Consider the following 23,687-nt stretch of genomic DNA (forward strand, 5'->3'; position numbering starts at 1 on the left):
AACTATTTACCTACTTTTAATACTTCTATTTCAAAAATTAAATCAGACTTTGAAGGAATAGGTCCTAAGCTTCTCTCTCCATAACCTAAATAATATGGTATAAAAAACCTTTTCTTATCTCCTTCTTTCATTCCTTTTACTCCTTCTTTCCATCCTGCTATTAATGGTAAATTTGGATCGTCTATTGTAAAAGTAAATGGGTTTCCTTTATCTAAACTAGAGTCAATTTTTTTTCCATTCTGTAAATACAATGTATAATGTACTGTTGTTGGTATTGCTGGATTAACCTTTTTGCCATTACCTTTTTGTAACTCTAAAATCTTTAATCCTGAATCAGTTGTTTTTGATTTAAAAAAACCCTTTTCCTCTAAAAATTTTCTTTTCTTTTCTTCTAAAGCCTTTCTTCTTTCTTCCTTTCTAAGGTCTATATTTGCTATTTCTCTTTCGAAAACAACAGGCGCATCAAATTTCTTTGCCTCTTTCCCTACTCTTATGATTTCAACTTTATTGATATAATCATTTTGTTTAATTGTATCTACAATGTTTTGTCCTATTTTAACAATACCAAACACGGTATGTTTTCCATTTAACCAAGGTGTTTCTTTATGTGTAATAAAAAACTGACTTGAATTAGATGCTGGTCCAGAGTTAGCCATAGACAATACTCCAGGACCGTCATGTTTATATATTAGTTTAGCTTCTTTATCTAAAGGAAATTCATCTTCAAACTTATATCCAGCATCTCCAGCTCCAGTTCCTGTAATATCCCCCCCTTGAATCATAAAATCCTTAATTACTCTATGAAACTTTGTTCCATCATAATATGGTTTTCCTTTTAAAGAATCTGTCATTTTAGGATTACTTCCTTCGGCTAACGAGACAAAGTTTGCAACAGTCATAGGGACTTCCTTGTCATGCAATTTTATTAAAATATCACCTCGATTGGTTTGAATATCTGCATAAAGTCCGTTTTCTAAATCTGGATATTTAACTGATTTACAAGCTGAAAATAACAAAACAGCTCCTATTAAAATTTTAAATAATTTCATTTATTGTATTTTTAAGTTTCTCTTATAAACAACCAATTAGGTTAGCATTAAATACTAACCTAATTGATTTTCATTTATTTATATTTTTGTAATTACTTAACTTCAAGTAATTCTACTTCAAAAACTAATGGAGAAAAAGGTTTAATTTTAGCTCCCATCGGTTGTGCTCCATAGGCTAATTCTTGAGGAATAAAAAACTTATACTTAGCTCCAAGTTTCATTAATTGTAAACCTTCAGTCCAACCTTTAATAACTTGATTAACACCAAATTCGCTTGGTTGACCTCTATCTACTGAACTATCAAATACTGTTCCATCCGCTAATGTACCATGATAATGTACTTTTACACGTGAAGTTGGTTTAGGAGATTCTCCCTTACCTTCTTTTAAAACAATATATTGTAAACCACTTGCTGTAGTTTTTACCCCTTCTTTTATTTTGTTTTCAGCAATAAATTTTTCACCTTCTTTTTTATACTCACCAAATTCTATTTCAGCTTTCTTTGCTTGTTCTTCTTGCTGCTTTCTCATTTTTTCAAGTTGTTTTTTCTGAAAAAATGATCTTAAAATAAGGTTAAGATCTTTAGTCTCTAATAATAAACTAGTAGAATCCATACCATTCTTAAACCCTTGCATGAATAAATCTTGATTCATTTCTTCAAAATTAGATTTAATTTTGTTAGCCATATCTAATCCTATAGCATAACTTACTGAATCTAACTCTGAATCTAATGAAGTACTTGACTTAAATTGACCGTTACTATTATTAGTATTATTACAAGATACAATTGATAAACCTATAACTGTAGCTGCTAAAATTTTGGTTAATTTCATTTTTTATTTATTTGATTTTATTTCGATTAACGTTACTGTGCTTATGATTGGCTGATTCACCGCAATCTTATTTCCATCACCTGTAACTCCAAAAGCACTATAAGATGGAATCACAAATGTAATAGTTTCTCCTTTCTTCATCAACTTTATTCCTTCTTGTAATGCTGGAATAAAATCCTCTTTATCTACTTTATAGTTTTTTTCTTGTTTTTCATATATCGTATTACCATTTAAATCGGTAACATCATAGGATATAAGAACTAAATCTTCTAAAATTGGTGTAGCAGAATTAACTGAATCTTTATTCTTATAAGCATACCAAAAACCTAAAGGCGAGATTTCATATTTTGTAATAGTATCTTTTGAAATCCAGTTTTCTAAATATTTTTTCTCTAAAGCATTTAACTTTTTATTCTTTTCTATAACTTCTTTATAAAAATTTTCTGTTCCTTGTTTTTTTGGTCTTCTTGCTTCTGTTTGCTTACAAGAAAACATAACTACAACTACTAAAAGAAAAAAAATAGCTTTAAATTTCATAAGACATCTCTAATTCATTTTTATATTTAGGTAACAACGCTGTAAACTTTGAAATAGTACTTTTCATAGATTCTAAACTTTTACCTCCAGCTGCATTATCATGTCCTCCTCCATTAAAGTAATTTCTAGCAAATTGATTTACTGAAAACTTTCCTTTACTTCGAAGTGACATTTTTATAATACCTTGTTCTTTATCTTCAATAAAAATTGCAGCAAATACAATTCCTTTCAAGGATAAAGCATAATTTACAACTCCTTCTGTATCACCTTTTTCATAACTAAAACGTTTTTTTTCTTCTTCTGATAAAGTTATATAGGCTGTTTTATATTCTGGTAATACTTTCATATTACTCAATGCCTGTCCTAACAATAATAATCTATTATACGAATTTGCGTCATGTACATTACTATGAATTTTATCATTTTCAGCTCCTTTATCAATCAAATCGGCAATAATACGATGTGTAGTACTGGTAGTAGATCTAAATCTGAAAGAACCAGTATCAGTCATTATCCCAGTATACAAACAAGTTGCAATATTCTTATCAATCATATCAACATCTCCCATCATGTCAATAAAATTATAGACCATTTGACAAGTTGAAGACATTGTTGTGTCTGAATACATATATTCAAAATCATCTGGTTGTTGATGATGATCTATTAGAGCAAAACTATTTTCATACTTTTCTAAAGTATTCTTCATATCATCACCAACTCTATGTAATGCATTGAAATCTAATAAAAATATGATTTCAGATTTCCCTAAAGCTTTTACACTTTGTGAATTTTGACGATCGAAACGTTTTACTGTTTCCGAACCAGGAATCCAGTGTAAAAAATCTGGATACTCATTTGGCATTAATACTTGAGTTGTATGTCCTTTTTTATCAAAATAATGTTTCAATCCTAAAGTAGATCCAACGGCATCTCCATCTGGATTTCTGTGACCTATAATTACAATATTTTTAGGTTCTGATAAAAATTCCTGTAGTTCTTTAAAGTGTTTTAAAATCATAAGTGGCGAAGATACAATTAAATTAAAAAATTTATGTAATTTCGCGGCGATTTGTGCGAAGCTCGCACTTACAAATTTTATTTACTTTATTTATAGAAACTTATAATAATGGCAACAAATAGAACTTTTACAATGATTAAACCAGATGCTGTTGAAAACGGACATACTGGTGCAATTTTAGAAAAAATTAACGCTGCAGGTTTTAGAATCGTAGCAATGAAAAAAACTCAAATGACTAAGCGTGATGCTGAAACTTTTTATGCTATTCACAGCGAGCGTCCATTCTTCGGTGAATTAGTTGAGTTTATGACTCGTGGTCCAATTATCTCTGCAATTTTAGAAAAAGATAACGCAGTTGAGGACTTCAGAACTTTAATTGGAGCTACAAACCCTGCTGAAGCAGCTGAAGGAACTATCCGTAAAATGTTTGCTACTTCTATTGGAGAGAATGCAGTACACGGTTCTGATTCTGATGAAAATGCAGCTATTGAAGGTGCTTTCCATTTTTCTGGTAGAGAAATGTTCTAAGAAACTTCTTTTAGATATATAAAAAAACTCGTTACGTAACTGTAACGAGTTTTTTTATTTATAATACTTTAGTTGTAATATCTACATTATCGAAAATAAAAAGCTACCTTCTTATTAAACCAACATTAATTTCTTCACCAAATCCTCTCCCATTTCTTCATTAATCATACGCACAATTTTCTCCTTTCCGTAACTTAACTCTTCTCGCAATACAGAAGATGATAAACAAACAACTAAGGTTCCATTTTGCAATTTAACTTCTGTTGTATAAGAAGCAACACCAGCTCCCATTAATTTTTCCCAAGCTTCTTCAATATGAATTTTTTGAAATCCTTTGTTCAACTTGCTATCTTTAATGTAAGTACCTAATAAGTCTTTTATTGAAAAGCTATCGCTCTCTCTCTTTGTCATTTTACCCTTCTGTTATTTTGTATTTTAGATTAAATATTAACATAAAAGTTATTTACTTAACTTTCTTATTATAATTTAAAAATCTGATATTCTTGATTACTTTGTTTAATTACATTTTCTGTACGTTCAAAATGCGTATCGGTAATAAATATTTGTCCAAATTCATCATTATTTACCAATCCCACAATATGTGCTACCCTATTTTCATCTAACTTATCGAAAATATCATCTAACAATAAAATTGGTGTAACATTAGACTGCTTTTTGATAAATTCAAATTGTGCTAATTTTAACGCTATTAAATATGATTTTTGTTGTCCTTGAGAACCAAACTTTTTAATTGGATGATCTCCTATCTCAAAATTTAAATCGTCTTTATGAATTCCCGTTGAAGTATATTGTAACATTCTATCTTTCTCTAAACTCTGAACAAGTAAATCAGATAAACTTACATCATGCAACTGGCTTTTGTAACGTAAATTCACTTCTTCTTTAGCTCCAGAAATAACTTTATGTTTTTCATTAAAAATAGGAACAAATTCTTCTAAAAAAGTCTTTCTCTTAGAATATATAACGCTACCATACTCAACTAATTGCTCATCATATACCTTTAAATTTAAAGCATCGAAAGTTCTATTTGCAGCAAAATATTTTAGTAAAGCATTTCGCTGACTTATAGTTTTATTATATGAAATTAAAGTTTGTAAGTATTTTTTGTCTTGCTGAGAAATTACACCATCTATAAATTTTCTACGCGTATCACTACCTTCAACAATTAAATCTCTATCAGCCGGAGAAATAATAACCAACGGCAATTGCCCAATATGTTCAGAAAACTTATCATATGCTTTTCCGTTACGTTTTAATACTTTTTTTTGTCCTCTTTTTAAAGAGCAAATTATTTTTTCATTTCTATCATTCAACATATAATCTCCTTCAATCATAAAAAAGTCTTGACCATGTCTAATATTCTGGCCAGCGATAGAATTGAAATAACTTTTTGCAAATGAGAGATAGTAAATTGCATCTAAAACATTAGTTTTTCCAATACCATTATTACCTACAAAACAATTTATTTTCTTTTGAAAATCAAAAGTTTGAGTTTCAATATTCTTAAAATTTACTAAAGATATTTTTTGCAAATACATGTAATGATTGTTATTATCGGAAAAGAAAGCGCAAATTATTGAAAATTTTACGAAAAATCGGCTTTTAAAATCCAATTAAAAAAACTATTTTTGTCGCCACTAATTTTTAAGCAATTATGGCTACATACAAGAAAAGAGGTTATAAACCTAAGAAAGAAAAGGTTGTACAAGAAGTAGAAGAAAATTTTGATGAATCGCAAAGTACTACAGCAGAAGTATTTAACACTTTAGATGAAACTGCGAACAAATCAGAACAATGGATTGAAAAAAATAGCAAACCATTATTTTACGGATTGGTAACTGTTGCAGCTTTAATCTTAGTTTACTTAGCTTATAACAAGTTTATAGCTGAACCTACTGAAAGAGATGCTTCTAACAACTTAGCTTACCCAAGAGCTTTATTTGAAAAAGCAAGCACTTCTGCAGGAGTTAAAGCTGATTCTTTATACAATTTATCTTTAGTTGGAGGTGTTGATGGTAAATATGGATTTACTGACATTGCTTCTATGTACAGCGGTACTAAAGCTGGAAACTTAGCAAACTATTATGCTGGTATTTCTTATTTAAAAATGAAGAAATATGATAAAGCAATTGAGTATTTAAGTGATTTTAGTTCTGATGACGAATTATTAGGCCCAACTGCTTTAGGTGCTATTGGTGATGCTTTTGCCGATATTAACCAACCTGAAGACGCTTTAGAGTACTACGAAAAAGCAGCTAATAAAAAAGACAACCAATTTACATCTCCTTTATTCTTATTTAAAGCAGCACAAATTGCAATGGAATTAAAAGAGTATAGTAAAGCTGAAAAATTATATACAACCATTAAAGAAAAATACGCTAACTCTGACCAAGGTAGAGATATTGAAAAATATATTAATAGCGCAAAATACGCTCAATAATGGCAACAACAAATTTATCTTATTACGATAAAGCTTCAATCCCAAATGCGAAATCTTTTCGATTTGGGATTGTTGTTTCAGAATGGAATCCTGAAATAACAGGAAACATGCACAAAGGTGCAATAGAAACTTTAATTGACTGTGGAGCTGAGAAAGAAAATATTGTTTCTTGGGATGTACCGGGTAGTTTCGAATTAGTTTACGGTTGTAAAAAAATGATTGAAACTCAAAAAGTCGATGCTATTATTGCTATTGGAAATGTGATTCAAGGAGAAACTAAACATTTCGATTTTGTTTGCGATGGTGTTACGCAAGGAATTGTAGATTTAAACATTAAATATGATGTTCCTGTAATTTTCTGTGTTTTAACAGATAATACTAAACAACAATCTATAGATCGTTCTGGAGGAAAACTTGGAAACAAAGGTATTGAATGTGCTGTAGCAGCTGTAAAAATGGCAGCTATTAAAAATTTAGATAGAAAACAAAATACTTTAGGTTTTTAAAAACACTTTCTTTTAAAAACTTACTATACAAAGAAGAGCCAATGCAGTAAAAGTATTGGCTCTTTTTAACTTTAATTTATCTATAAATTTTGACCACCTCTCTTTAATTCAGTAACTTTGATTTTCGTCTTAATTTGGTGTGGTTTTTGCTACACTAAATATTCTAAAGAAGCATTATTTATGGGATTTATTAAAAGAGAAAATAAAAAATTCGAATACAAACCTCGCTATTATAAAGGCGATGGAAATCCATATGAAGTAAAACATAAATTTGATGAATTTCGCTCTACCGTTGGTAAGAAAAAAGGTTTAAAAAAGAAATTTAATCAAGCTTTAGACGAGTTTAAAAACTCTGAATATGGAGGTTTTAACAAAACTATAGTGATCATTATCATTATTTTAGTATTGATATTTTTATTTATCATCGATTTTGATCTTTCAATCTTTTTATCAAAAAACAACTAATGTCAGATATTATTCAATTACTTCCCGATCATGTTGCAAATCAAATTGCTGCAGGTGAAGTAGTACAACGCCCAGCTTCTGTAGTAAAAGAATTGATAGAAAACTCTATCGATGCTGGTGCAACTTCTATTAAATTATTATTAAAAGATGCTGGAAAAACTTTAATTCAAGTAATTGATGACGGGAAAGGAATGAGTGCTACCGATGCTCGTTTAAGCTTTGAACGTCATGCTACTTCTAAAATTAAAGATGCACAAGATTTATTTAATTTAAATACAAAAGGGTTTCGTGGTGAGGCATTAGCTTCTATTGCTGCCATTGCTCATGTTGAGTTAAAAACCAAGCAAGAAGATGAAGAATTAGGGACACAAATAAAAATTGAGGGAAGTAAAATAACTTCTCAAGAAGCTGTTTCTACTTCAAAAGGAACGAGTTTAGCTGTTAAAAATTTATTTTACAATATTCCAGCACGTAGAAACTTTTTAAAATCTGATGCTATTGAAACTCGTCATATTGTTGATGAATTTCAAAGGGTAGCCTTAGCACATCCTGATATTTCATTTTTATTACACCATAATAACAATGAAATATATCATTTAAAAAAGAGCAACTTACGTAAGAGAATTGTAGCTATTTTTGGAAATAAAATGAATGAAAAGTTAGTTCCTATTTCTGAACAAACTGACATCATTACCATCAAAGGATTTGTTGCTAAACCTGAATTTGCAAAGAAAAAAAGAGGTGAACAATTCTTTTTTGTAAACAATCGTTTTATTAAAAGTTCTTATTTAAATCATGCTGTAGTAAACGCTTTTGAAGGTTTACTAGAACACGGATCGCATCCTTCATATTTCTTATACTTAGAAGTACCTGCTAACAGTATTGATATTAATATTCACCCAACAAAAACAGAAATTAAGTTTGACAACGAAAAAGCTTTATATGCAATTTTACGAGCTACCGTTAAACATAGTTTAGGACAATATAATGTGAGTCCTGTATTGGATTTTGACAGAGATGCTACTTTAGACACTCCATATGATTATAGTAAAAAAAGTACTTCTCCTGCATCTATACCACCAATTACAGTAGACCCAACTTTTAATCCGTTTAAAACAGAAACAAGTTATCAATCTACTCCTACTCCAAGTGTTTCTAGCAACCCTTCTAATGGAAGTGGTTCTATGAGTTATCAATCTAACTTTAAAAAAGATACTGGTAGTTGGGAAGCTTTATATACAGATACAACTCCAATAACTCCTATAAAGCAAGAACAGCTTTTTGAAACACAACAAGAAACTGAAACAGGAAAGACTTTTCAAATTCAAAGGAAATATTTGTTGAGTTCTATTAAATCAGGGGTTGTTTTAATCAATCAATCTTTAGCACATCAGCGTATTTTATACGAAGAATTCTTAGAAAATATTACGGTAAAAGAAGCAAGTAGTCAGCAATTATTATTCCCTGTAAGTATTTCTTTTTCTACATCGGATATTGAAATGCTACACTCTATAAAATCAGATTTAGAAAGTGCTGGTTTTATGTTTGATGAATTTACAAAAGATAGCGTAGTTATTGCAGGAATACCAACTTCTATAACAGAAAGTCAGATTACCTTAATTTTAGAGCAATTATTGGATGATATAAAATTAGAAGTTCCAGATACTAGTTTTAGTCATTTTGACGTTATGGCTAAATCTTTTGCAAAATCATTGGCTATTAAAACAGGAACCGTTTTATCAGTTAAAGAACAAGAAAATTTAGTAAACGATTTGTTTTCATGTAAAGAACCTAACACCTCTCCTTTAGGTAAACCTACATTTAAGACATTGACTTTAAATGAAATTGACACCATTTTTAATAAATAATAAACTATGGGAAGATTAACAGAAGCAATAAAACATTTAATAATCATAAACGTGATTATGTATTTTGCTCCACAATTGTTAAACCTAGATTTAACAAACATACTTGCACTACATTATCCTAAAAATGAGCATTTTGGTGTTTGGCAATACCTAACCCATATGTTTATGCATGGTAGTCCAATGCATTTATTATTTAACATGTATGGTTTATGGGCTTTTGGTACTCCTTTAGAACATATGTGGGGTAGAAATAAATTTTTATTTTTCTACTTCTCTGCTGGTATCGGAGCTGGAATTATATATACCATAGCTAACTATTATCAATTTAATGGAATATATGAACAATTGATTTCTATGGGTATTTCTCCTTCTGAAATACAAAGCATTTTAGCGGATGGTAGATATAACGATACTTTAATAACACTTTCTAATAAAACTATGAGTGAGTTTTATAGTCTATACCACACACCTGCTGTTGGTGCTTCTGGAGCTGTTTACGGTGTTTTAGTTGCTTTTGGCTTAGCTTTTCCTAATGCTAAATTAGCACTTATATTTTTACCTATTCCTATAGCTGCTAAGTACTTTATTCCAGTAATGATTTTAGGTGATTTATTCTTTGGAGTTACAAAATACTCTATAGGAAATGTTGCTCATTTTGCGCATGTAGGAGGCGCTATCATTGGTTTTTTAATTGCTTGGTATTGGAAAAAAAATCAATTTAAAATTCGTTAAATTTAGTATATTGAATTTCAATTAAGAAAAAGAGTATATAAGCAATGAACATATTAGACAACCTAAAATATCGATTTAAAAATGCTGGTATCGTTGAACAACTTATTTATGTAAATCTAGCTGTATTTTTACTAGTTTTTATAAGTAATACCTTTGGTTTTTTATTTAAGTCTAATAGTAATTTCTTTATAGAATGGTTTGCTTTACCTGCAAATTTTGATGAGTTTTTATCAAAACCATGGACTATTGTTACTTATGGTTTTTTACATACAAGATTTCTTCATATTCTTTTAAACTTAATAGCCTTGTTTTTTATAGGAAACTTATTCAAACAATATTTCACTTCTAAGCAATTACTTAATTTTTACTTTTTAGGTACAGTTTTCGGAGGTATTGTTTTCATTAGTAGTTACAATTTTTTCCCTGGACTTCAAAGTGTAGCAAACAATAGTGTATTATTAGGAGCTTCAGCAGGAATTTCTGCTATTTTTATAGGAATTGCAACATATATGCCTAATTATGAAATAAAGTTCCCTTTAATTGGCTTTATCAAACTATGGATATTAGCTTTTATTTGGGTTGCCATTGATATTATTCAGATTCCTGCAGGAAATGCTGGTGGTCACTTAGCCCATATTGGTGGTGCTATTTTTGGTTTTTTATATGTAAGTAACGCTAGTAACAAAGAATTAGAAATTTTTAAATCTTTTAGAAGTTTATTCAAGAAGAAAGAAAAACCTTTAAAAACAGTTTATAAATCTGGCAAAAAAACTTCTACTTCTAGATTTTCAAGCAACAAAACAAATAATCAACGTGAGATAGATACTATTCTTGATAAAATAAGTAAGTCTGGTTATGATACCTTAACAAAAGAAGAAAAAGAATTTTTATTTAAACAAGGAAAGAAATAAATGAAGAAATACTCTATTTTAAATAAGCTTTTATTTTTTATCAATTCAGTATTAGCAGCTGTTTTGTTATTCTCGTATGCTCTTCCTTTTATATCTCCTAAAACTATCCCTGCTGTTGCAGTGTTTAGTTTATTTGTTCCTTTATTAGTTATACTTAACCTTTTCTTTTTTGTATACTGGCTTCTTAAACTTCATAAAAATGCTTTATTATCCTTATTAATACTGCTAATAGGATGGTTTGCCTCTCCTCCATTAATTAAGTTTTCTAATAAAGAAATCATCTTAAATAATGATTTAAAAGTAATGAGTTACAATGTACGTCTGTTTAATCATTACAAACACGAAGATGATATTACAACCGAACAACAGATTTACGAGTTTATTAATAATGAGAGTCCTGATATAATAGCAATGCAGGAGTTTTATCAATCTGAATTATTAGATATTAAACTTCCATATAAATACATTAAAACAAAATCTAAAACGAATCAGTTTGGATTAGCTATTTACTCTAAATACCCTATTGTAAACTCTGGTTCTTTAAACTTTAAAAATAGCGCCAACAATACTATATTTATTGATGTAGTTAAGAAAAAAGATACCATACGTATTTATAATGTACACTTAGAATCGCTAAAAATAAATCCTAAAAAAGAAAACTTTGGAGAGAAAAACTCAGAACGTTTATTTAAGCGTTTAGCCAATGGTTTTGAAAAACAAGTAGATCAAACAGAGCTTATTTTACAGCACGAATATTCTTGGAAAGGGAAAAAAATTGTTTGTGGCGATTTTAATAATACTGCTTATTCTTGGGTTTATAATAAACTCTCTAAAAACAAAAAAGATGCTTTTATCGCTTCTGGAATTGGTCTCGGAAAATCTTTCCGTTATATATATCCAATGCGTATTGATTTTATTTTTACTGATAAAGCTGCAACTATAAATCAGTATAAAACTTACAGCGATATAAAACTATCTGACCACTACCCTATTATGACGCGTTTGCACTGGTAATTTATATGGTTTTCTTTAATAAAAACTGTACATTTACCAATACCATAAAACAAATATAAATTCTATGAATCATTACGATGTTGCAGTAATTGGTAGCGGTCCGTCGGGAGCTTCAACAGCATTTCATTTAGCCAAACAAGGCATTTCAATAGTTATTATTGAAAAAGAGACTTTACCTCGCTATAAAACTTGTGGAGGTGGTTTTGTATATAGAGGTAGAAAAGATTTACCTTTTGATATTACTGAAGTAGTAGAAAAAGAATTTCATACAGTTGATGTTTATTTAGGAAAAAAACTTCATTTTAAAACCCATAGAGAAAAGCCAACCATTTCAATGGTAATGCGTGATTCTTTTGATAATTTAATTACTAAAAAAGCAAAAGAATTTGGTGCTACTTTATTAGAAAACCACAAACTAAAAGGCTTGTCTTTTGATAATAATGTGATTACTCTTGAGACTTCTCAAGGAAATTTAACAGCAAACTTTGTTATTGCAGCCGATGGTGCTTTAAGTCCTACAGCTAAGTTAGCCGGGTGGAAAGAAGATACACGTAAATTAATTCCTGCTTTAGAATATGAAGTAGAAGTATCGGAAGAAGATTTTGAACGTTTATCCAAAGAAGTTCGTTTTGATATTGATGCTATTCCTTTTGGATATGCTTGGAGTTTTCCAAAGAAGAATCACTTATCCCTAGGTGTAGCTTCTGCTAGAAGAACTAAAATTAATTTAAAAAAGTTTTACAAAGAATATTTAGAAACTTTAGGAATTAACAACATCGTTAGTGAATCTCAGCATGGTTTTCAAATACCTGTAGCTCCTCGTACCGATGGTTTTGTAAAAAACAATGTATTCTTAATAGGTGATGCTGCTGGTTTTGCTGATCCAATTACAGCCGAAGGTATTTCAAATGCTATATATAGCGGTAAGTTAGCTGCTGAGGCTATTATTGAAACTAATAAGAATCTTGAGTTAGCTGGTAAGTTATATGAAGAGAAATTAGAGAATACATTATTACCAGAAATTAAAACTGGTTTATGGCTTGCTAAATGGTTTTATGAGCAAAAAACAATTCGAAACTTATTGTTATCTAAATACGGGCAACACTTTAGTGAAGCTATGGCTGATGTTTTTCATGGAGACAGAAACTATCCTAAAGATGTAAAAGCAAGTATAAAGAAGAAAATTAAAAGTTTAGTTTTTTAATAAACTAGCTTCTATTTTAATATTTAATAAAAAAGTTCAACAGTTTAAAAATCTCTACTGTTGAACTTTTTTCTATTGCTTACTTACCTTTTTTAAGTTTAATAAATCTATTGGATTAATCCCCAATCCTTTTACATTTTTCTGTGAAAAACGAATCACTTCGTCATAGTATAAAGGTACAATTGGAGCTTCCTTTATAATAATACTATCCATTTTTTGATATAATTGATAGCGTTTATCAATATTTACCTCTTGAATTGATTGTTCATATAACTCATCAAATTTCTCGTTCTTAAAATGCGTATAATTTGGTCCGTTTGGAGTAAAATTTTTACTATAAAACAACGAAACATAATTCTCCGCATCTGGATAATCTGCTATCCAACTTGCTCTAAAAATTGGCAACTTACCACTCGCCTTTCCTTGACGCAATGTTGAAGGCGGAATTACATCAACCTTGGTATCTAAACCTATTTTTTGCAATTCTCTTTGGATAAACTCACATAAATCTAAATAATTGCTATTGGTTGTTATGGTAATTTGTGGAGTATTATTTCCACTTATTGCTTTATACTCTTCTACCAATTCCTTTGCCTTTTGTGGTTGGTATAAATATCCTTCTTGATTATTAAACGATGGTAATCCTTTAGGAATAAATCCACTTGTAGCAGGTGTTCCTATACCATTTCTCAAATAGGTAATCATTTTTTCTCTATCAAACCCGTAATTAATAGCTTGTCTTATTAATTTAGACTGAGTTGGCAAACTTTTTTCTCCATCTAAATAAATTCCTAAATATTCTGTATTTAAGTAAGAACCCGTTTGCATGATTATTTTATCGGCATATTTCTCTTTTAAGGTTCCATCTGTATTTAAAATATCATCTTTATATGAAGCGTCTAAACTCTTCATAAAATCGATATTCCCTTGAATAAACTGTAAAAACTCACTTTGCTTATCTGGTAAAAAAGTAACTGCTACAGCTTCTAAATACGGTAATTGCTTTCCTTGTGTGTCTTTTTCAAAATACAATGGATTTTTTCGTAATACCAACTTGGTATTTTCCACCCATAATTTAAATTGAAATGGTCCAGTTCCTATTGGATTGGCTCTAAACCTATTTCCAAAATACTCAACAGCTTCTTTTGGCATTACCGAACAGTATTTCATTGCTAATAGACCTAAAAAAGGTGGGAATGGTTGTTTTAAATTTATGGTAAAAACAGAATCGTTTTTTGCTTGAAAACTTTCAACATTTTGCAATACCCAGCCTCCTGGAGACACTACATTTTTATCTAATAATCTATTAAATGAATATTCAAAATCTTTTGCTTTTACTGTTCGCGTAGAATCCTTACCAAATAGTTGATGCTTATGAAAATATACATCACCTCTTAAGGTGAACTCGTAGTTTTTCCCATCTTCAGAAATTGTCCAACTCTTAGCAATTGCTGGTTTTACATGCAAACTATCATCCAATTCAACCAATCCATTATACAATTGATTAACCGCCCAAATATTTCGTTGATCTTTAGCAAAAGCTGGATCTAATGATGTAATATTGGAATGTTCGTTATAACGAAAAACTTGTTGATCGCTAAACTTGCTTTCTTTTTTTGAACAAGCGTAAAAAGCTAGTAAAAAGAACCCTAAAACAAGAAAGTTATTTTTTCTTTCTTTTGTTTTTATAATAGTCTTTATCGGCAATGTATATGGTTTTAGACACTTCAGCATAAACCGTTGAAGCATCTTTATTAGTTATTTTAATTTCTTTTATTAAATCTATTTCTTTTTCTTCTTTTACTCTTTCTTTTATCTCTGCTATTTCTTCTTCAGTAAAAGTAAAATCTACATACGAATTTTCTTTGGCTGGTCGTTTAAATTTTATTTCTGCTTTTTTATCCCAAACCACATACGAATCTTCTAAAATATTAATCAATTGCACCATGAATACTGGATCTGTAGCTGAAAACAAACTTCCTCCAAAAATAGAACCTACATAATTTCTGTTTTTATAACTTATAGGTATTTTTACTTGTACTCTTAATAAATCATCAGATACACTTAACACTTTCCCTGTTGATCTACGATACATAGGTGAAATATTAAATCCATATTTGAATATGGTACTCTTCTTAAAAAACTTTTTTAAAATGTTTGATATTGCTGCGTACATCTAATTAATCCTTATTTTCAAATCCATATTCTCGTTCTACTTTACATATTCGCAATTGATATTTTTTATACCATTTTTCTCTCCCTATTTCTCTAGCTTCTGTATGTTCAATATTATTTTTCCATACTGTAATAGCTTCTAAACTTTTCCAATAAGAAACAGTAATGCCTATTTCAGCTCTAGCCGACTCAATTCCTAAATAACCTTCTTGTTGTTTTGCAAGAACCCCCATTCTTTCAGCCATCTCACTATAACCTTCTAAATTATTTGTTAGAATTGTTGTAAAAATCACAGCATAATAAGGTGGAGTTAACGAGTCTTCTATCATAATATCAATTCATATTTAGTTTCTGGTAAACCAATATCGTCGCTAACAAATTTTTCTACTTCTTTAAAATTAAATCGTTTTAAAATTTTAGCTGAAGCAATATTTTCGTCTACTACACAACCTATCAGTTTTTTCATTCCTACTGATTTGCAATAGTTAATTAAAGATTCACAAATCTCTGTAGCATACCCATTCCCCCAATATTCTTGTATAAATCGGTATCCTATTTCATCATTTCCTTCTTCATCTTTTACCAATGCAACTGTTCCTATAAACTCTTTATCTGATTTTCGTTCAATAGTGTAAATCCAAAAATCATTTCCTTCTTCATCATACTTCTTTATCAAGTCTTTAAGTTCAATTTCACATTCAGAAAGCGTTTTGACCTCCCCTGTTGCATATTGTAATACTAACGGATTACTTTCTAATTTAAAAAAGCCTTCTAAATCAGATAATTCCAATTTTCTAATGACTAATCTTTCGGTTTCAAAAATCATGAATAATATCGTATTTTTGCAAATTGTAAAACTGAATACATACAGTTTTAATAACATAAACTATACGAACTTCTAAAAAATTAAAGACTTATACAAGGTTTTTATTTTTTATTAAGGATTGAGAAAAGAATGAATGCAGATAAAAGAGTAGCTTTTTACACTTTAGGTTGTAAATTAAATTTTTCGGAAACTTCTACCATTGCTAGAAACTTTGTAAATGAAGGTTTTGAACGTGTCGAATTTGAAGAAAAAGCAGATGTATATGTGATTAATACTTGTTCGGTAACCGATAACGCCGACAAACGTTTTAAAAGTATTGTGAAATCTGCCTTAAAGAAAAACGACAATGCTTTTGTTATTGGTGTTGGATGTTATGCACAATTGAAACCTGAAGAATTAGCTGCTGTTGATGGTGTTGATTTAGTATTAGGTGCTACTGAAAAGTTTAATGTTACTAGTTATATAAATGACTTAACCAAAAACGATATTGGTGAAGTTCATTCTTGTGAAATTGAAGAAGCTGATTCTTATGTTGGTGCTTATTCTATTGGCGATCGTACTCGTGCTTTCTTAAAAGTACAAGATGGATGCGATTATAAATGTACTTATTGTACTATTCCTTTAGCTAGAGGTATTTCTCGTTCTGACACCTTAGAAAACGTAATGAAAAACGCCAAAGAAATTTCTGAAAAAGGCATTAAAGAAATTGTTTTAACTGGTGTTAATATTGGTGATTATGGTAAAGGTGAATTTGGTAATAAAAGACACGAACACACCTTTTTAGAGTTAGTTAAAGCTTTAGATACTGTTGAAGGAATTCATCGTTTACGTATTTCATCTATTGAACCAAATCTATTAAAAGATGAAACAATAGATTTTGTTGCAAACTCAGATACTTTTGTTCCTCATTTCCATATTCCTTTACAATCTGGTAGCGATACTTTGTTAAAGAGAATGAAGCGTAGGTACTTACGTAAAGTATATACTGACAGGGTTACAAAAATTAAAGAAGTAATGCCAAATGCTTGTATTGGTGTTGATGTAATTGTTGGTTTCCCTGGTGAAACTGATGAATTATTTTTAGAAACATACAACTATTTAAGTGAAATGGATATTTCTTATTTACACGTTTTCACATATTCTGAAAGACCTAATACAGAAGCTGTTGAAATGGACGGAGTTGTTCCTAAAAATGTTCGTGCAAAACGTAGTAAAATGCTACGTGGTTTATCTGTAAAAAAACGTAGAGCTTTTTATGAAACTCAAATTGGAAATACGTTAACTGTATTATTTGAGAGCGAAAATAAAGAAGGATACATACATGGTTTTACTGAAAACTACGTAAAAGTAAAAACTCCTTGGAATCCTGAGTTAGTGAATACTTTACATACAGTTACTCTAACAAAAATTGATGAAGATGGTATTGTACGTTTCGATTTTGTAGAAAACAGTGTTCTTAATTAAACTTAATGAGTTTAGAAAACTGGGCTTTTCTCTTTAAATGTTTTTTTTCCATAGGAATACTTTTCTTTATTATTACTTTCTATAAAAATAGAATTGATATTATTAGAAGTATAAAACCTAAAAGTGTTAAACATTTTTTCGGTATCGAATCATACTCTAGCTTTTTAGACTTTTTATACGACATATTTTTGTCTTCTAGAAGCCCTTTTATAACGACTCTTATAAATTGTATCCTTTTATTCATATGGCTTCCCGTATGGCTAATTGATAAAAAGTTTGATTTATTTATTTTTAATGATAAAAAATAGCTTAATTTTAAGCTATAAATGATATTAATTGATTTTAAATAAAATTATGAGATACCTACTATTATCTTTTTTAGTTTTTGCATTAGCTTGTAACGCCCCAAAAAAGGATAACAAAAGTAACGTAGAAGAAAAAGAAAACGTTGTAAAAGAAGAAGTTAAAAAGCCTGAAATTATTAATAATGAGTTAATTCTTGTTCTAAAAGACCCTCAAAAAGTTAAGGATGCGAAAGCATTGGTAAACAATAGCGGACTTACTTGGAACAATTTAATTTTTGATCAAAAAGATTTAAAAATTGCTTTAATTACTGTTCCCAAAGATAAAGTTGACTTTTGGATACAACGTTTAGAAGAATCTGGTTCTTTCAAGTCTGTTGAAAAAAATAAAACAGTTAGCCTAAACAATATTAAAGAAGAGTATGAAAATAGATTATTATCTATGAGAAAAACTCCTTGTTTTGGCGATTGCCCTGTTTATGAACTATCTATTGACAAAGACGGTAATGTAACTTACAACGGTATTCAATATGTTAATGAAAAAGGAAAACATGAATTTAAACTTTCGGAAGAGCAGTTTAATAAACTTACTAAAATGCTAAACGAGGGAGATTTTGATAGCTTTAAAGACGTATACGACAATGAGCGTATTACCGATTTACCTAGTACTTTTATTACCTATAAAGGAAAACAAATAAAAATTCGTTTGTGGAATGATATTCCAGATGCATTAATTAACGTACACGAATACATTGAAGGTATTTTACTAGATAAAAAATTCTTTAACTAATGGCAAAAACTCATGTGTATTTTGTTCCCGGTTTAGCCGCAAACATTAAAATATTTGAGTATCTTTCTTTATCAGACGAACATTTTGAGCTTCATTATTTAAGTTGGATATTACCAAAATCATTAAATGAAACTATTGAAGAATATGCACAAAGAATGTGTGCTAATATTCAACATAAAAACCCTATATTAGTAGGAGTATCTTTTGGAGGTGTTATGGTGCAAGAAATGAGTAAGCTCATTAACTGTAAAAAAGTCATTCTTATATCTAGCATAAAAACCAACAAAGAACTACCCAAACGCTTAAAAATAGCTCAAATAACAAGAGCTTATAAGCTTTTCCCTTCAAACATTATAGCGAATATTGAAAGCTATGAGCATTATTTCTTTAATGATTATTTAAAGAAAAGAGCTGAATTGTATAAGTTATACTTATCAATAAGAGATAAAGACTATTTACAATGGGCTATTTACAATGTATTACATTGGCAACAAGAAGAGCCTTTAAAAAATGTAATTCATATTCATGGAAATAAAGATGAAGTATTTCCTGTAAAACACATAGAAAACTATATTGAGGTTGAAAATGGAACCCATATTATGATTCTTAATAAAGCAAAAACTATTTCTAAAATATTAGAAAAGGAATGCTTTTTGAATGCTTAATACCAAAGTAACTTCAACAAAAAAATAAAGAGGATGAATAAATCGATACGATTCTTATCGCTCACTACAGTCGTTTTTGTAGGAGTGTTATTTACGAACACCATTAGTCAATCTAATGAACCAGAAGTTAAAAATGTAGCAGAAAGCTATGAAATTAGAGCTGTTAAAGTTCCAAAATACATGGAATTGGCTGGAGAACGTGTTCCCTTAGAAAGAGCAGATATTAAAGAACGAATGGATCGCGAGTTACTTGTTAATACTTACTGGCAATCAAACGGGTTATTATTAATAAAAAGAGCCAACAAGTTTTTTCCTATCATAGAACCCTTACTTAAAGAATATGGTTTACCTGACGATTTTAAATATTTATGCGTTGCCGAAAGTGCTTTAATTAATATCCCTTCTTCTAAAGGAGCTGCTGGGTATTGGCATTTTATGCCAGCAACTGGACGTGAATACGGATTGGAAGTTAATAGAAATGTTGATGAGCGTTATAACTTAGAAAAATCGACAAGAGTTGCTGCCGAATATTTAAAAAAGGCTAAGAAAAAATTAGGCTCTTGGACACTTGCTGCAGCAGCTTACAATGCTGGAAATGGGAGAATATCGCAACGTATGAAGCAACAACAAGTAAGCGATTATTACGACTTACTTTTAAATACCGAAACTGGTAGATATGTTTTTAGAATTTTAGCTTTAAAAGAAGTAATGTCGAATCCTAAAAAATATGGTTTTGTATTTGACAAAGAAGACCTTTATACCTTCCCTGACACTTATGAAATTAAAGTAGACACTGCTATAACAAATATTGCGAGTTTTGCTAAGACTTGTGGTGTGACTTATAAAGATTTAAAGTTGGTAAATCCATGGTTAAGAGAAACAAAACTTAATAATAAAAGTCGTAAAGAATACACTCTTAAAATCCCTATTAAATAATGAAAAAAATATTACCTATTATATATATAGCTATCGGTATTTTTATTCTTGTTAACACTTTTTCTAGGTTTTCTCAAGATTTAGAGAGCTACCGAGTTATTTTAAATTTTAAAACCGAAAACAAGTATATTTTTGTACTTATTAGAATATTATTTGCTGGGTGGTTTTTAATTGATGGTGTAAAAAAATTAAAACAAATTAACGAAGAAGAATAGTTTAGTTTTAATTATCGATTATATTTTTAACTCTTCCTACAATTCCTGATTCTAATTGCACTTTAATTCCATGGGGATGATTTGACGATTTCGTCAATATTCTCCCTACAATTCCTGCAGTTAATTCTCCGGTTCTTTGATGATTTTTTTGAACAACCTCAACTTCTAAACCAATCATGATATCTTTTCTATTTCTTCCGTCTTTCATTTGATTCAATTAAAATATAAAAATAAGAAAGCCTATCAACTATGATAGGCTTTTCTCATTAAAAAGTTTACTCTGGTAATCTATATATTATAATACTCTTACGTTAACAGCGTTTAATCCTTTTCTTCCTTCTTGTAACTCGAATTCTACTTCGTCGTTTTCACGGATTTCATCAATTAATCCAGAAACGTGTACAAAATGTTCTTTGTTTGTTCCTTCTTCAACGATAAATCCAAATCCTTTTGACTCGTTGAAAAATTTTACAGTACCTTTATTCATTATAAAAAATTATGTGTTGTTTGCTTAAGTGCCCACAACTTTTGCCAAAGGTACTGCCATTTTTTATATTTAAACCTAATTTATTGATTTTATTATCATTATTTTATTCACATAAGTTTCTTGAAAAGATTTAGCGCTTTATTTGCTTTAAGTAATATTTTTACTTTTTAAAATAAGTACTCTAAATATTCGTAGTTTTTATTTACATTTAATTTTCAAAATTACTCTATGAATAATTTTTTAATAGGTATTGGTAAACGTATCAAAACCATCAGAAAAGAACAAAAATTAACCATAAGTGAAGTAGCTTCAAACGCAGGTGTTTCTAATGGTTTGATTTCAAGAATAGAAAATGGAAGAACTATTCCTTCTTTGCCTGTTTTGTTAGAATTAATTAGTGCTTTAAAAATTGATGCTAGTACTTTTTTTAGAGGGATTGAAAATTCTCAAACTGCCAATTACATTCATATTTCAAAAGACCAACAACAACTTATTGAAAAAGAAGTAGAAGCAGAAGGTTTTACCTATCATCATTTATTTAGTAAAAGTTTATCTGCTATAGGTTTTGAAGCTGTTATTTTAAACATTAAACCAAATTCTAAAAGAGAAAAGGTTGTTACTGATGCTTGGGAATTTAAATTTATTATTAGTGGTGAATGTACTTATTTAATAAATAATGAGGAAGTATTAGTTTCTGAAGGAGACTCTCTATATTTTGATGGAAGAAATCCTCATGTTCCTATCAACAAATCTGATAAAGATTGCACCATGCTGGTTTTATACTTTTATTCTGAAAATAAATAGGCAGAACTCATTTGATTTCTACCTATTTTAAAAATTTATTTTTAATTATTTAAACCTGGCCATGTACTATTATTTAAAGGCTTGGGATATCCTGAAACTGCACTATCTGTTATTTTACTATACTTTATGTAAGTATTATTATTTAAAAAGAAATAACAAAATGTCGAGTTCCAATCTACAGCAGCAGTAATTTTAGTCTTATAATCTCCTAATCCTGCCCATGTACTATTATTTATTGGTTTTGGATACCCAGAATCAACCTCATCATTACTAATACTATATCTAATATAGGTTCCATCATTTAAAAAGAAGTATGCCTTACTATTATTCCAATTCAGTGCTGCTATTATTTTATTTTTATATGGTTCTAAACCTGGCCAATTTCCATTTGTAATTGTAGTTGGATACCCTGAATCTACTGAATCTGAATTCATATCATAACGTATATATCTACCATCACTCAAAAAAAAGTACCCTTTATTATTATGCCATTTAAAAGCTGCGCTAATTGCTTCTTTATACGCTCCAAGTCCTGGCCATGAACTATTATTTGTTTCCTTTGGATATCCACTATCTGATTTATCCAATGTTTTATTGTAACGCACATACTTATTATCGCTTCTAAAAAAATAAGCTCTGTTATTTATCATATCATTCCAATCTAACCCCGCTATAATTTTTGAATTATTTAAAGCTACCGAACCACTTTGTCCGTTTAACATTAATGTATAATTAACACTTCCATCAGAACTAATATCTGTATACAAACCTTGTGACGCTGAAATAGAACTTAAGAATGAATTATTCTTATAAATTTCAACATTCCCTGATGAATTAGAACTCCAATAAATAGTGTTTAAGTTATGCATCATAACTTTTCTAACTCCAACATTACCAATTAATGAAGTACTATTTAGTTGCCATTCTTTTTGAATTGAAATCCCTAAATGGGTTAATACCGATGGTACTATAGCTGTTTGAGCTACATAACCATAAATTCCTTGATAGTCTTTATTTGGAATTGTAGGTACTGAAGAAGTAAACTCTTCATTTCCCACTTTATTCATTCCCACAAATATAGTTTTCTCTTGAGTAGTTTGTCCTCCATGATTATATCCACCACTTCCTCTACCATGATCGGTAACCACCATAATTAACCAATCTTCATCAGTTCTTTTTTCAATTTCAGCTACAATTCTTCCAAATTGCTCATCTGCTTTCGTTATTGCTTTGTTATATGAATTACCAAACCCCAATGAATGTCCTACTCCATCTACATCATCTAAATGAACAAAAACGAAATCTGATTCTTCATTTTTAATCGCATGAATAGCTCCTGTTACAGTGTTTTCATCTCCTCCGCTCTTAGAATGATAATCGATAAAATTTAATTTATCTCTAAAAAAGTCATGAATTGGAGCCCAAGTAACTACACTTGCTGTTTTTAAATTTGGTTTAGAGTTTTTAATTAACTCAAAAACACTCTTCACTTTAGATTTGTTTGACGTACTATTATCTGCTACACCATGTTTATTTACCCAAACTCCTGTTAAAATAGTAGTCCAACCTGGTCCACTACTTGTTTTTTGCTCTGATGCTGTATTATCAATTCCACCAGCATAAGCTTTCACAATATTTAGCTTATCTAAGTTTGGTGTTGATGTTTCTGTAATTTTCCCAAACTGGATACCATCAAAGCCTACAACCAAAACCTTCTTTTTTAGCGATGATTTTGATCCAACATTTTTACTTGATTTTTTTTGTTTAGAAGTTATCTCTTCCAATCCGTTTTCCTGACAACTTGTAATTGTTAGTGTAAAAGTTAAAGCCAAAAGCTTTAAAAAACAATTTGTTTTCATAAAAAAAAGTTTACTATTAGTTAATTTATTATTTAAAT

At 29.6% G+C, this 23,687-nt stretch carries 28 protein-coding genes; 15 read left to right on the top strand and 13 right to left on the bottom strand.

Going from position 1 to position 23,687, the window contains the following annotated elements; translation table 11 throughout:
* Positions 1-2: 2 nt before the first annotated feature.
* From F7018_RS05805 to F7018_RS05820, 4 genes are all read right to left on the bottom strand, one after another.
* The gene (locus tag F7018_RS05805; protein ID WP_150899071.1) at positions 3-1,049 is read right to left on the bottom strand and encodes a peptidylprolyl isomerase; all 1,047 of its coding nucleotides are present in this window, start codon (positions 1,047-1,049) and stop codon (positions 3-5) included.
* A gap of 92 nt (positions 1,050-1,141) precedes the next feature.
* Entirely contained in the window at positions 1,142-1,882 is a 741-nt protein-coding gene (locus tag F7018_RS05810) for an FKBP-type peptidyl-prolyl cis-trans isomerase (protein ID WP_150899072.1), read from the bottom strand.
* A 3-nt stretch (positions 1,883-1,885) separates the two neighbouring features.
* Positions 1,886-2,419, bottom strand: coding sequence for a gliding motility-associated peptidyl-prolyl isomerase GldI (gene gldI, locus F7018_RS05815; protein WP_150899073.1), 534 nt, complete (start codon positions 2,417-2,419; stop codon positions 1,886-1,888).
* Positions 2,409-3,437, bottom strand: a complete 1,029-nt coding sequence (locus F7018_RS05820; protein WP_150899074.1) for a DHH family phosphoesterase — start codon at positions 3,435-3,437, stop codon at positions 2,409-2,411. Before F7018_RS05820 ends, gldI begins: the two co-directional genes overlap by 11 nt.
* 108 nt (positions 3,438-3,545) lie before the next feature.
* Here F7018_RS05820 and F7018_RS05825 point away from each other — a divergent pair, with 108 nt between their 5' ends.
* Positions 3,546-3,965 carry a nucleoside-diphosphate kinase gene (locus tag F7018_RS05825; protein WP_086030695.1) on the top strand — a complete coding sequence of 140 codons (420 nt, stop codon included), beginning with the start codon at positions 3,546-3,548 and terminating at the stop codon, positions 3,963-3,965.
* 114 nt (positions 3,966-4,079) lie between these two features.
* On the opposite strand, the gene F7018_RS05830 is transcribed toward F7018_RS05825, so the two are convergent.
* Both F7018_RS05830 and recF read right to left on the bottom strand, forming a co-directional pair.
* Positions 4,080-4,376 (bottom strand): DUF721 domain-containing protein, encoded by a 297-nt coding sequence (locus F7018_RS05830; RefSeq protein ID WP_150899075.1) that lies wholly within the window; start codon positions 4,374-4,376, stop codon positions 4,080-4,082.
* 68 nt (positions 4,377-4,444) lie between these two features.
* The gene (recF, locus tag F7018_RS05835; RefSeq protein ID WP_150899076.1) at positions 4,445-5,524 is read right to left on the bottom strand and encodes a DNA replication/repair protein RecF; all 1,080 of its coding nucleotides are present in this window, start codon (positions 5,522-5,524) and stop codon (positions 4,445-4,447) included.
* Positions 5,525-5,640: 116 nt separating this feature from the next.
* Between recF and F7018_RS05840 the strand changes: the two genes are divergently transcribed.
* The 8 genes from F7018_RS05840 to F7018_RS05875 all read left to right on the top strand — a co-directional run bounded on the left by F7018_RS05840 (position 5,641) and on the right by F7018_RS05875 (position 13,126).
* On the top strand, positions 5,641-6,426 hold the full coding sequence (locus F7018_RS05840; RefSeq protein WP_150899077.1) for a tetratricopeptide repeat protein: 786 nt from the start codon (positions 5,641-5,643) through the stop codon (positions 6,424-6,426).
* Positions 6,426-6,932: a 6,7-dimethyl-8-ribityllumazine synthase gene (gene ribH / locus F7018_RS05845; protein ID WP_150899078.1), complete on the top strand. Its 507-nt coding sequence runs from the start codon at positions 6,426-6,428 to the stop codon at positions 6,930-6,932. Before F7018_RS05840 ends, ribH begins: the two co-directional genes overlap by 1 nt.
* Positions 6,933-7,112: 180 nt before the next feature.
* Entirely contained in the window at positions 7,113-7,397 is a 285-nt protein-coding gene (locus F7018_RS05850) for a riboflavin synthase subunit beta (RefSeq protein WP_150899079.1), read from the top strand.
* On the top strand, positions 7,397-9,265 hold the full coding sequence (gene mutL / locus F7018_RS05855) for a DNA mismatch repair endonuclease MutL (protein ID WP_150899080.1): 1,869 nt from the start codon (positions 7,397-7,399) through the stop codon (positions 9,263-9,265). Before F7018_RS05850 ends, mutL begins: the two co-directional genes overlap by 1 nt.
* 6 nt (positions 9,266-9,271) lie before the next feature.
* Entirely contained in the window at positions 9,272-9,997 is a 726-nt protein-coding gene (locus F7018_RS05860) for a rhomboid family intramembrane serine protease (RefSeq protein ID WP_150899081.1), read from the top strand.
* A 44-nt stretch (positions 9,998-10,041) separates the two neighbouring features.
* Positions 10,042-10,908 (top strand): rhomboid family intramembrane serine protease, encoded by an 867-nt coding sequence (locus F7018_RS05865; RefSeq protein WP_150899082.1) that lies wholly within the window; start codon positions 10,042-10,044, stop codon positions 10,906-10,908.
* Positions 10,909-11,922, top strand: coding sequence for an endonuclease/exonuclease/phosphatase family protein (locus F7018_RS05870; protein ID WP_150899083.1), 1,014 nt, complete (start codon positions 10,909-10,911; stop codon positions 11,920-11,922).
* A gap of 64 nt (positions 11,923-11,986) precedes the next feature.
* The gene (locus tag F7018_RS05875) at positions 11,987-13,126 is read left to right on the top strand and encodes a geranylgeranyl reductase family protein (RefSeq protein ID WP_150899084.1); all 1,140 of its coding nucleotides are present in this window, start codon (positions 11,987-11,989) and stop codon (positions 13,124-13,126) included.
* A 72-nt stretch (positions 13,127-13,198) separates the two neighbouring features.
* Here the strand turns inward: F7018_RS05875 and F7018_RS05880 are convergent, their stop codons facing one another.
* From F7018_RS05880 to F7018_RS05895, 4 genes are read right to left on the bottom strand one after another with little or no spacing between them, the layout of a single operon-like run.
* A complete protein-coding gene (locus F7018_RS05880) occupies positions 13,199-14,827 on the bottom strand; it encodes an ABC transporter substrate-binding protein (RefSeq protein ID WP_246175068.1) in 1,629 nt (542 codons plus the stop codon).
* Positions 14,790-15,302, bottom strand: coding sequence for a DUF4442 domain-containing protein (locus F7018_RS05885; RefSeq protein ID WP_150899086.1), 513 nt, complete (start codon positions 15,300-15,302; stop codon positions 14,790-14,792). The genes F7018_RS05880 and F7018_RS05885 overlap by 38 nt, the downstream gene beginning before the upstream one ends.
* A gap of 4 nt (positions 15,303-15,306) precedes the next feature.
* Positions 15,307-15,630, bottom strand: coding sequence for an antibiotic biosynthesis monooxygenase family protein (locus F7018_RS05890; RefSeq protein ID WP_150899087.1), 324 nt, complete (start codon positions 15,628-15,630; stop codon positions 15,307-15,309).
* Positions 15,627-16,127, bottom strand: a complete 501-nt coding sequence (locus F7018_RS05895) for a GNAT family N-acetyltransferase (protein ID WP_175578666.1) — start codon at positions 16,125-16,127, stop codon at positions 15,627-15,629. Before F7018_RS05895 ends, F7018_RS05890 begins: the two co-directional genes overlap by 4 nt.
* A 129-nt stretch (positions 16,128-16,256) precedes the next feature.
* On the opposite strand from F7018_RS05895, the gene mtaB reads away from it, so the two are divergent.
* The 5 genes from mtaB to F7018_RS05920 all read left to right on the top strand — a co-directional run bounded on the left by mtaB (position 16,257) and on the right by F7018_RS05920 (position 20,499).
* Complete coding sequence (gene mtaB / locus F7018_RS05900; protein ID WP_150899089.1) at positions 16,257-17,591, top strand: tRNA (N(6)-L-threonylcarbamoyladenosine(37)-C(2))-methylthiotransferase MtaB; 1,335 nt, start codon at positions 16,257-16,259, stop codon at positions 17,589-17,591.
* Between the two features lie 354 nt (positions 17,592-17,945).
* Positions 17,946-18,683 carry a DUF6438 domain-containing protein gene (locus F7018_RS05905; protein WP_150899090.1) on the top strand — a complete coding sequence of 246 codons (738 nt, stop codon included), beginning with the start codon at positions 17,946-17,948 and terminating at the stop codon, positions 18,681-18,683.
* Positions 18,683-19,348 carry an alpha/beta hydrolase family protein gene (locus F7018_RS05910; RefSeq protein WP_150899091.1) on the top strand — a complete coding sequence of 222 codons (666 nt, stop codon included), beginning with the start codon at positions 18,683-18,685 and terminating at the stop codon, positions 19,346-19,348. Before F7018_RS05905 ends, F7018_RS05910 begins: the two co-directional genes overlap by 1 nt.
* 33 nt (positions 19,349-19,381) lie before the next feature.
* Entirely contained in the window at positions 19,382-20,284 is a 903-nt protein-coding gene (locus F7018_RS05915) for a lytic transglycosylase domain-containing protein (protein ID WP_150899092.1), read from the top strand.
* Positions 20,284-20,499 carry a hypothetical protein gene (locus F7018_RS05920; RefSeq protein ID WP_150899093.1) on the top strand — a complete coding sequence of 72 codons (216 nt, stop codon included), beginning with the start codon at positions 20,284-20,286 and terminating at the stop codon, positions 20,497-20,499. The genes F7018_RS05915 and F7018_RS05920 overlap by 1 nt, the downstream gene beginning before the upstream one ends.
* A 7-nt stretch (positions 20,500-20,506) precedes the next feature.
* Here F7018_RS05920 and F7018_RS05925 read toward each other — a convergent pair whose 3' ends face one another.
* Complete coding sequence (locus tag F7018_RS05925) at positions 20,507-20,707, bottom strand: YwbE family protein (protein WP_150899094.1); 201 nt, start codon at positions 20,705-20,707, stop codon at positions 20,507-20,509.
* Positions 20,708-20,794: 87 nt separating this feature from the next.
* Positions 20,795-20,986 (bottom strand): cold-shock protein, encoded by a 192-nt coding sequence (locus tag F7018_RS05930; protein WP_150899095.1) that lies wholly within the window; start codon positions 20,984-20,986, stop codon positions 20,795-20,797.
* A 228-nt stretch (positions 20,987-21,214) separates the two neighbouring features.
* On the opposite strand from F7018_RS05930, the gene F7018_RS05935 reads away from it, so the two are divergent.
* The gene (locus F7018_RS05935; protein ID WP_150899096.1) at positions 21,215-21,790 is read left to right on the top strand and encodes a helix-turn-helix domain-containing protein; all 576 of its coding nucleotides are present in this window, start codon (positions 21,215-21,217) and stop codon (positions 21,788-21,790) included.
* A gap of 41 nt (positions 21,791-21,831) precedes the next feature.
* On the opposite strand, the gene F7018_RS05940 is transcribed toward F7018_RS05935, so the two are convergent.
* Positions 21,832-23,649, bottom strand: a complete 1,818-nt coding sequence (locus tag F7018_RS05940) for an alkaline phosphatase family protein (RefSeq protein ID WP_150899097.1) — start codon at positions 23,647-23,649, stop codon at positions 21,832-21,834.
* Positions 23,650-23,687: the final 38 nt, after the last annotated feature.

The organism is Tenacibaculum aiptasiae (genome assembly GCF_008806755.1).
GTDB classification, from domain to species: Bacteria; Bacteroidota; Bacteroidia; order Flavobacteriales; family Flavobacteriaceae; genus Polaribacter; species Polaribacter aiptasiae.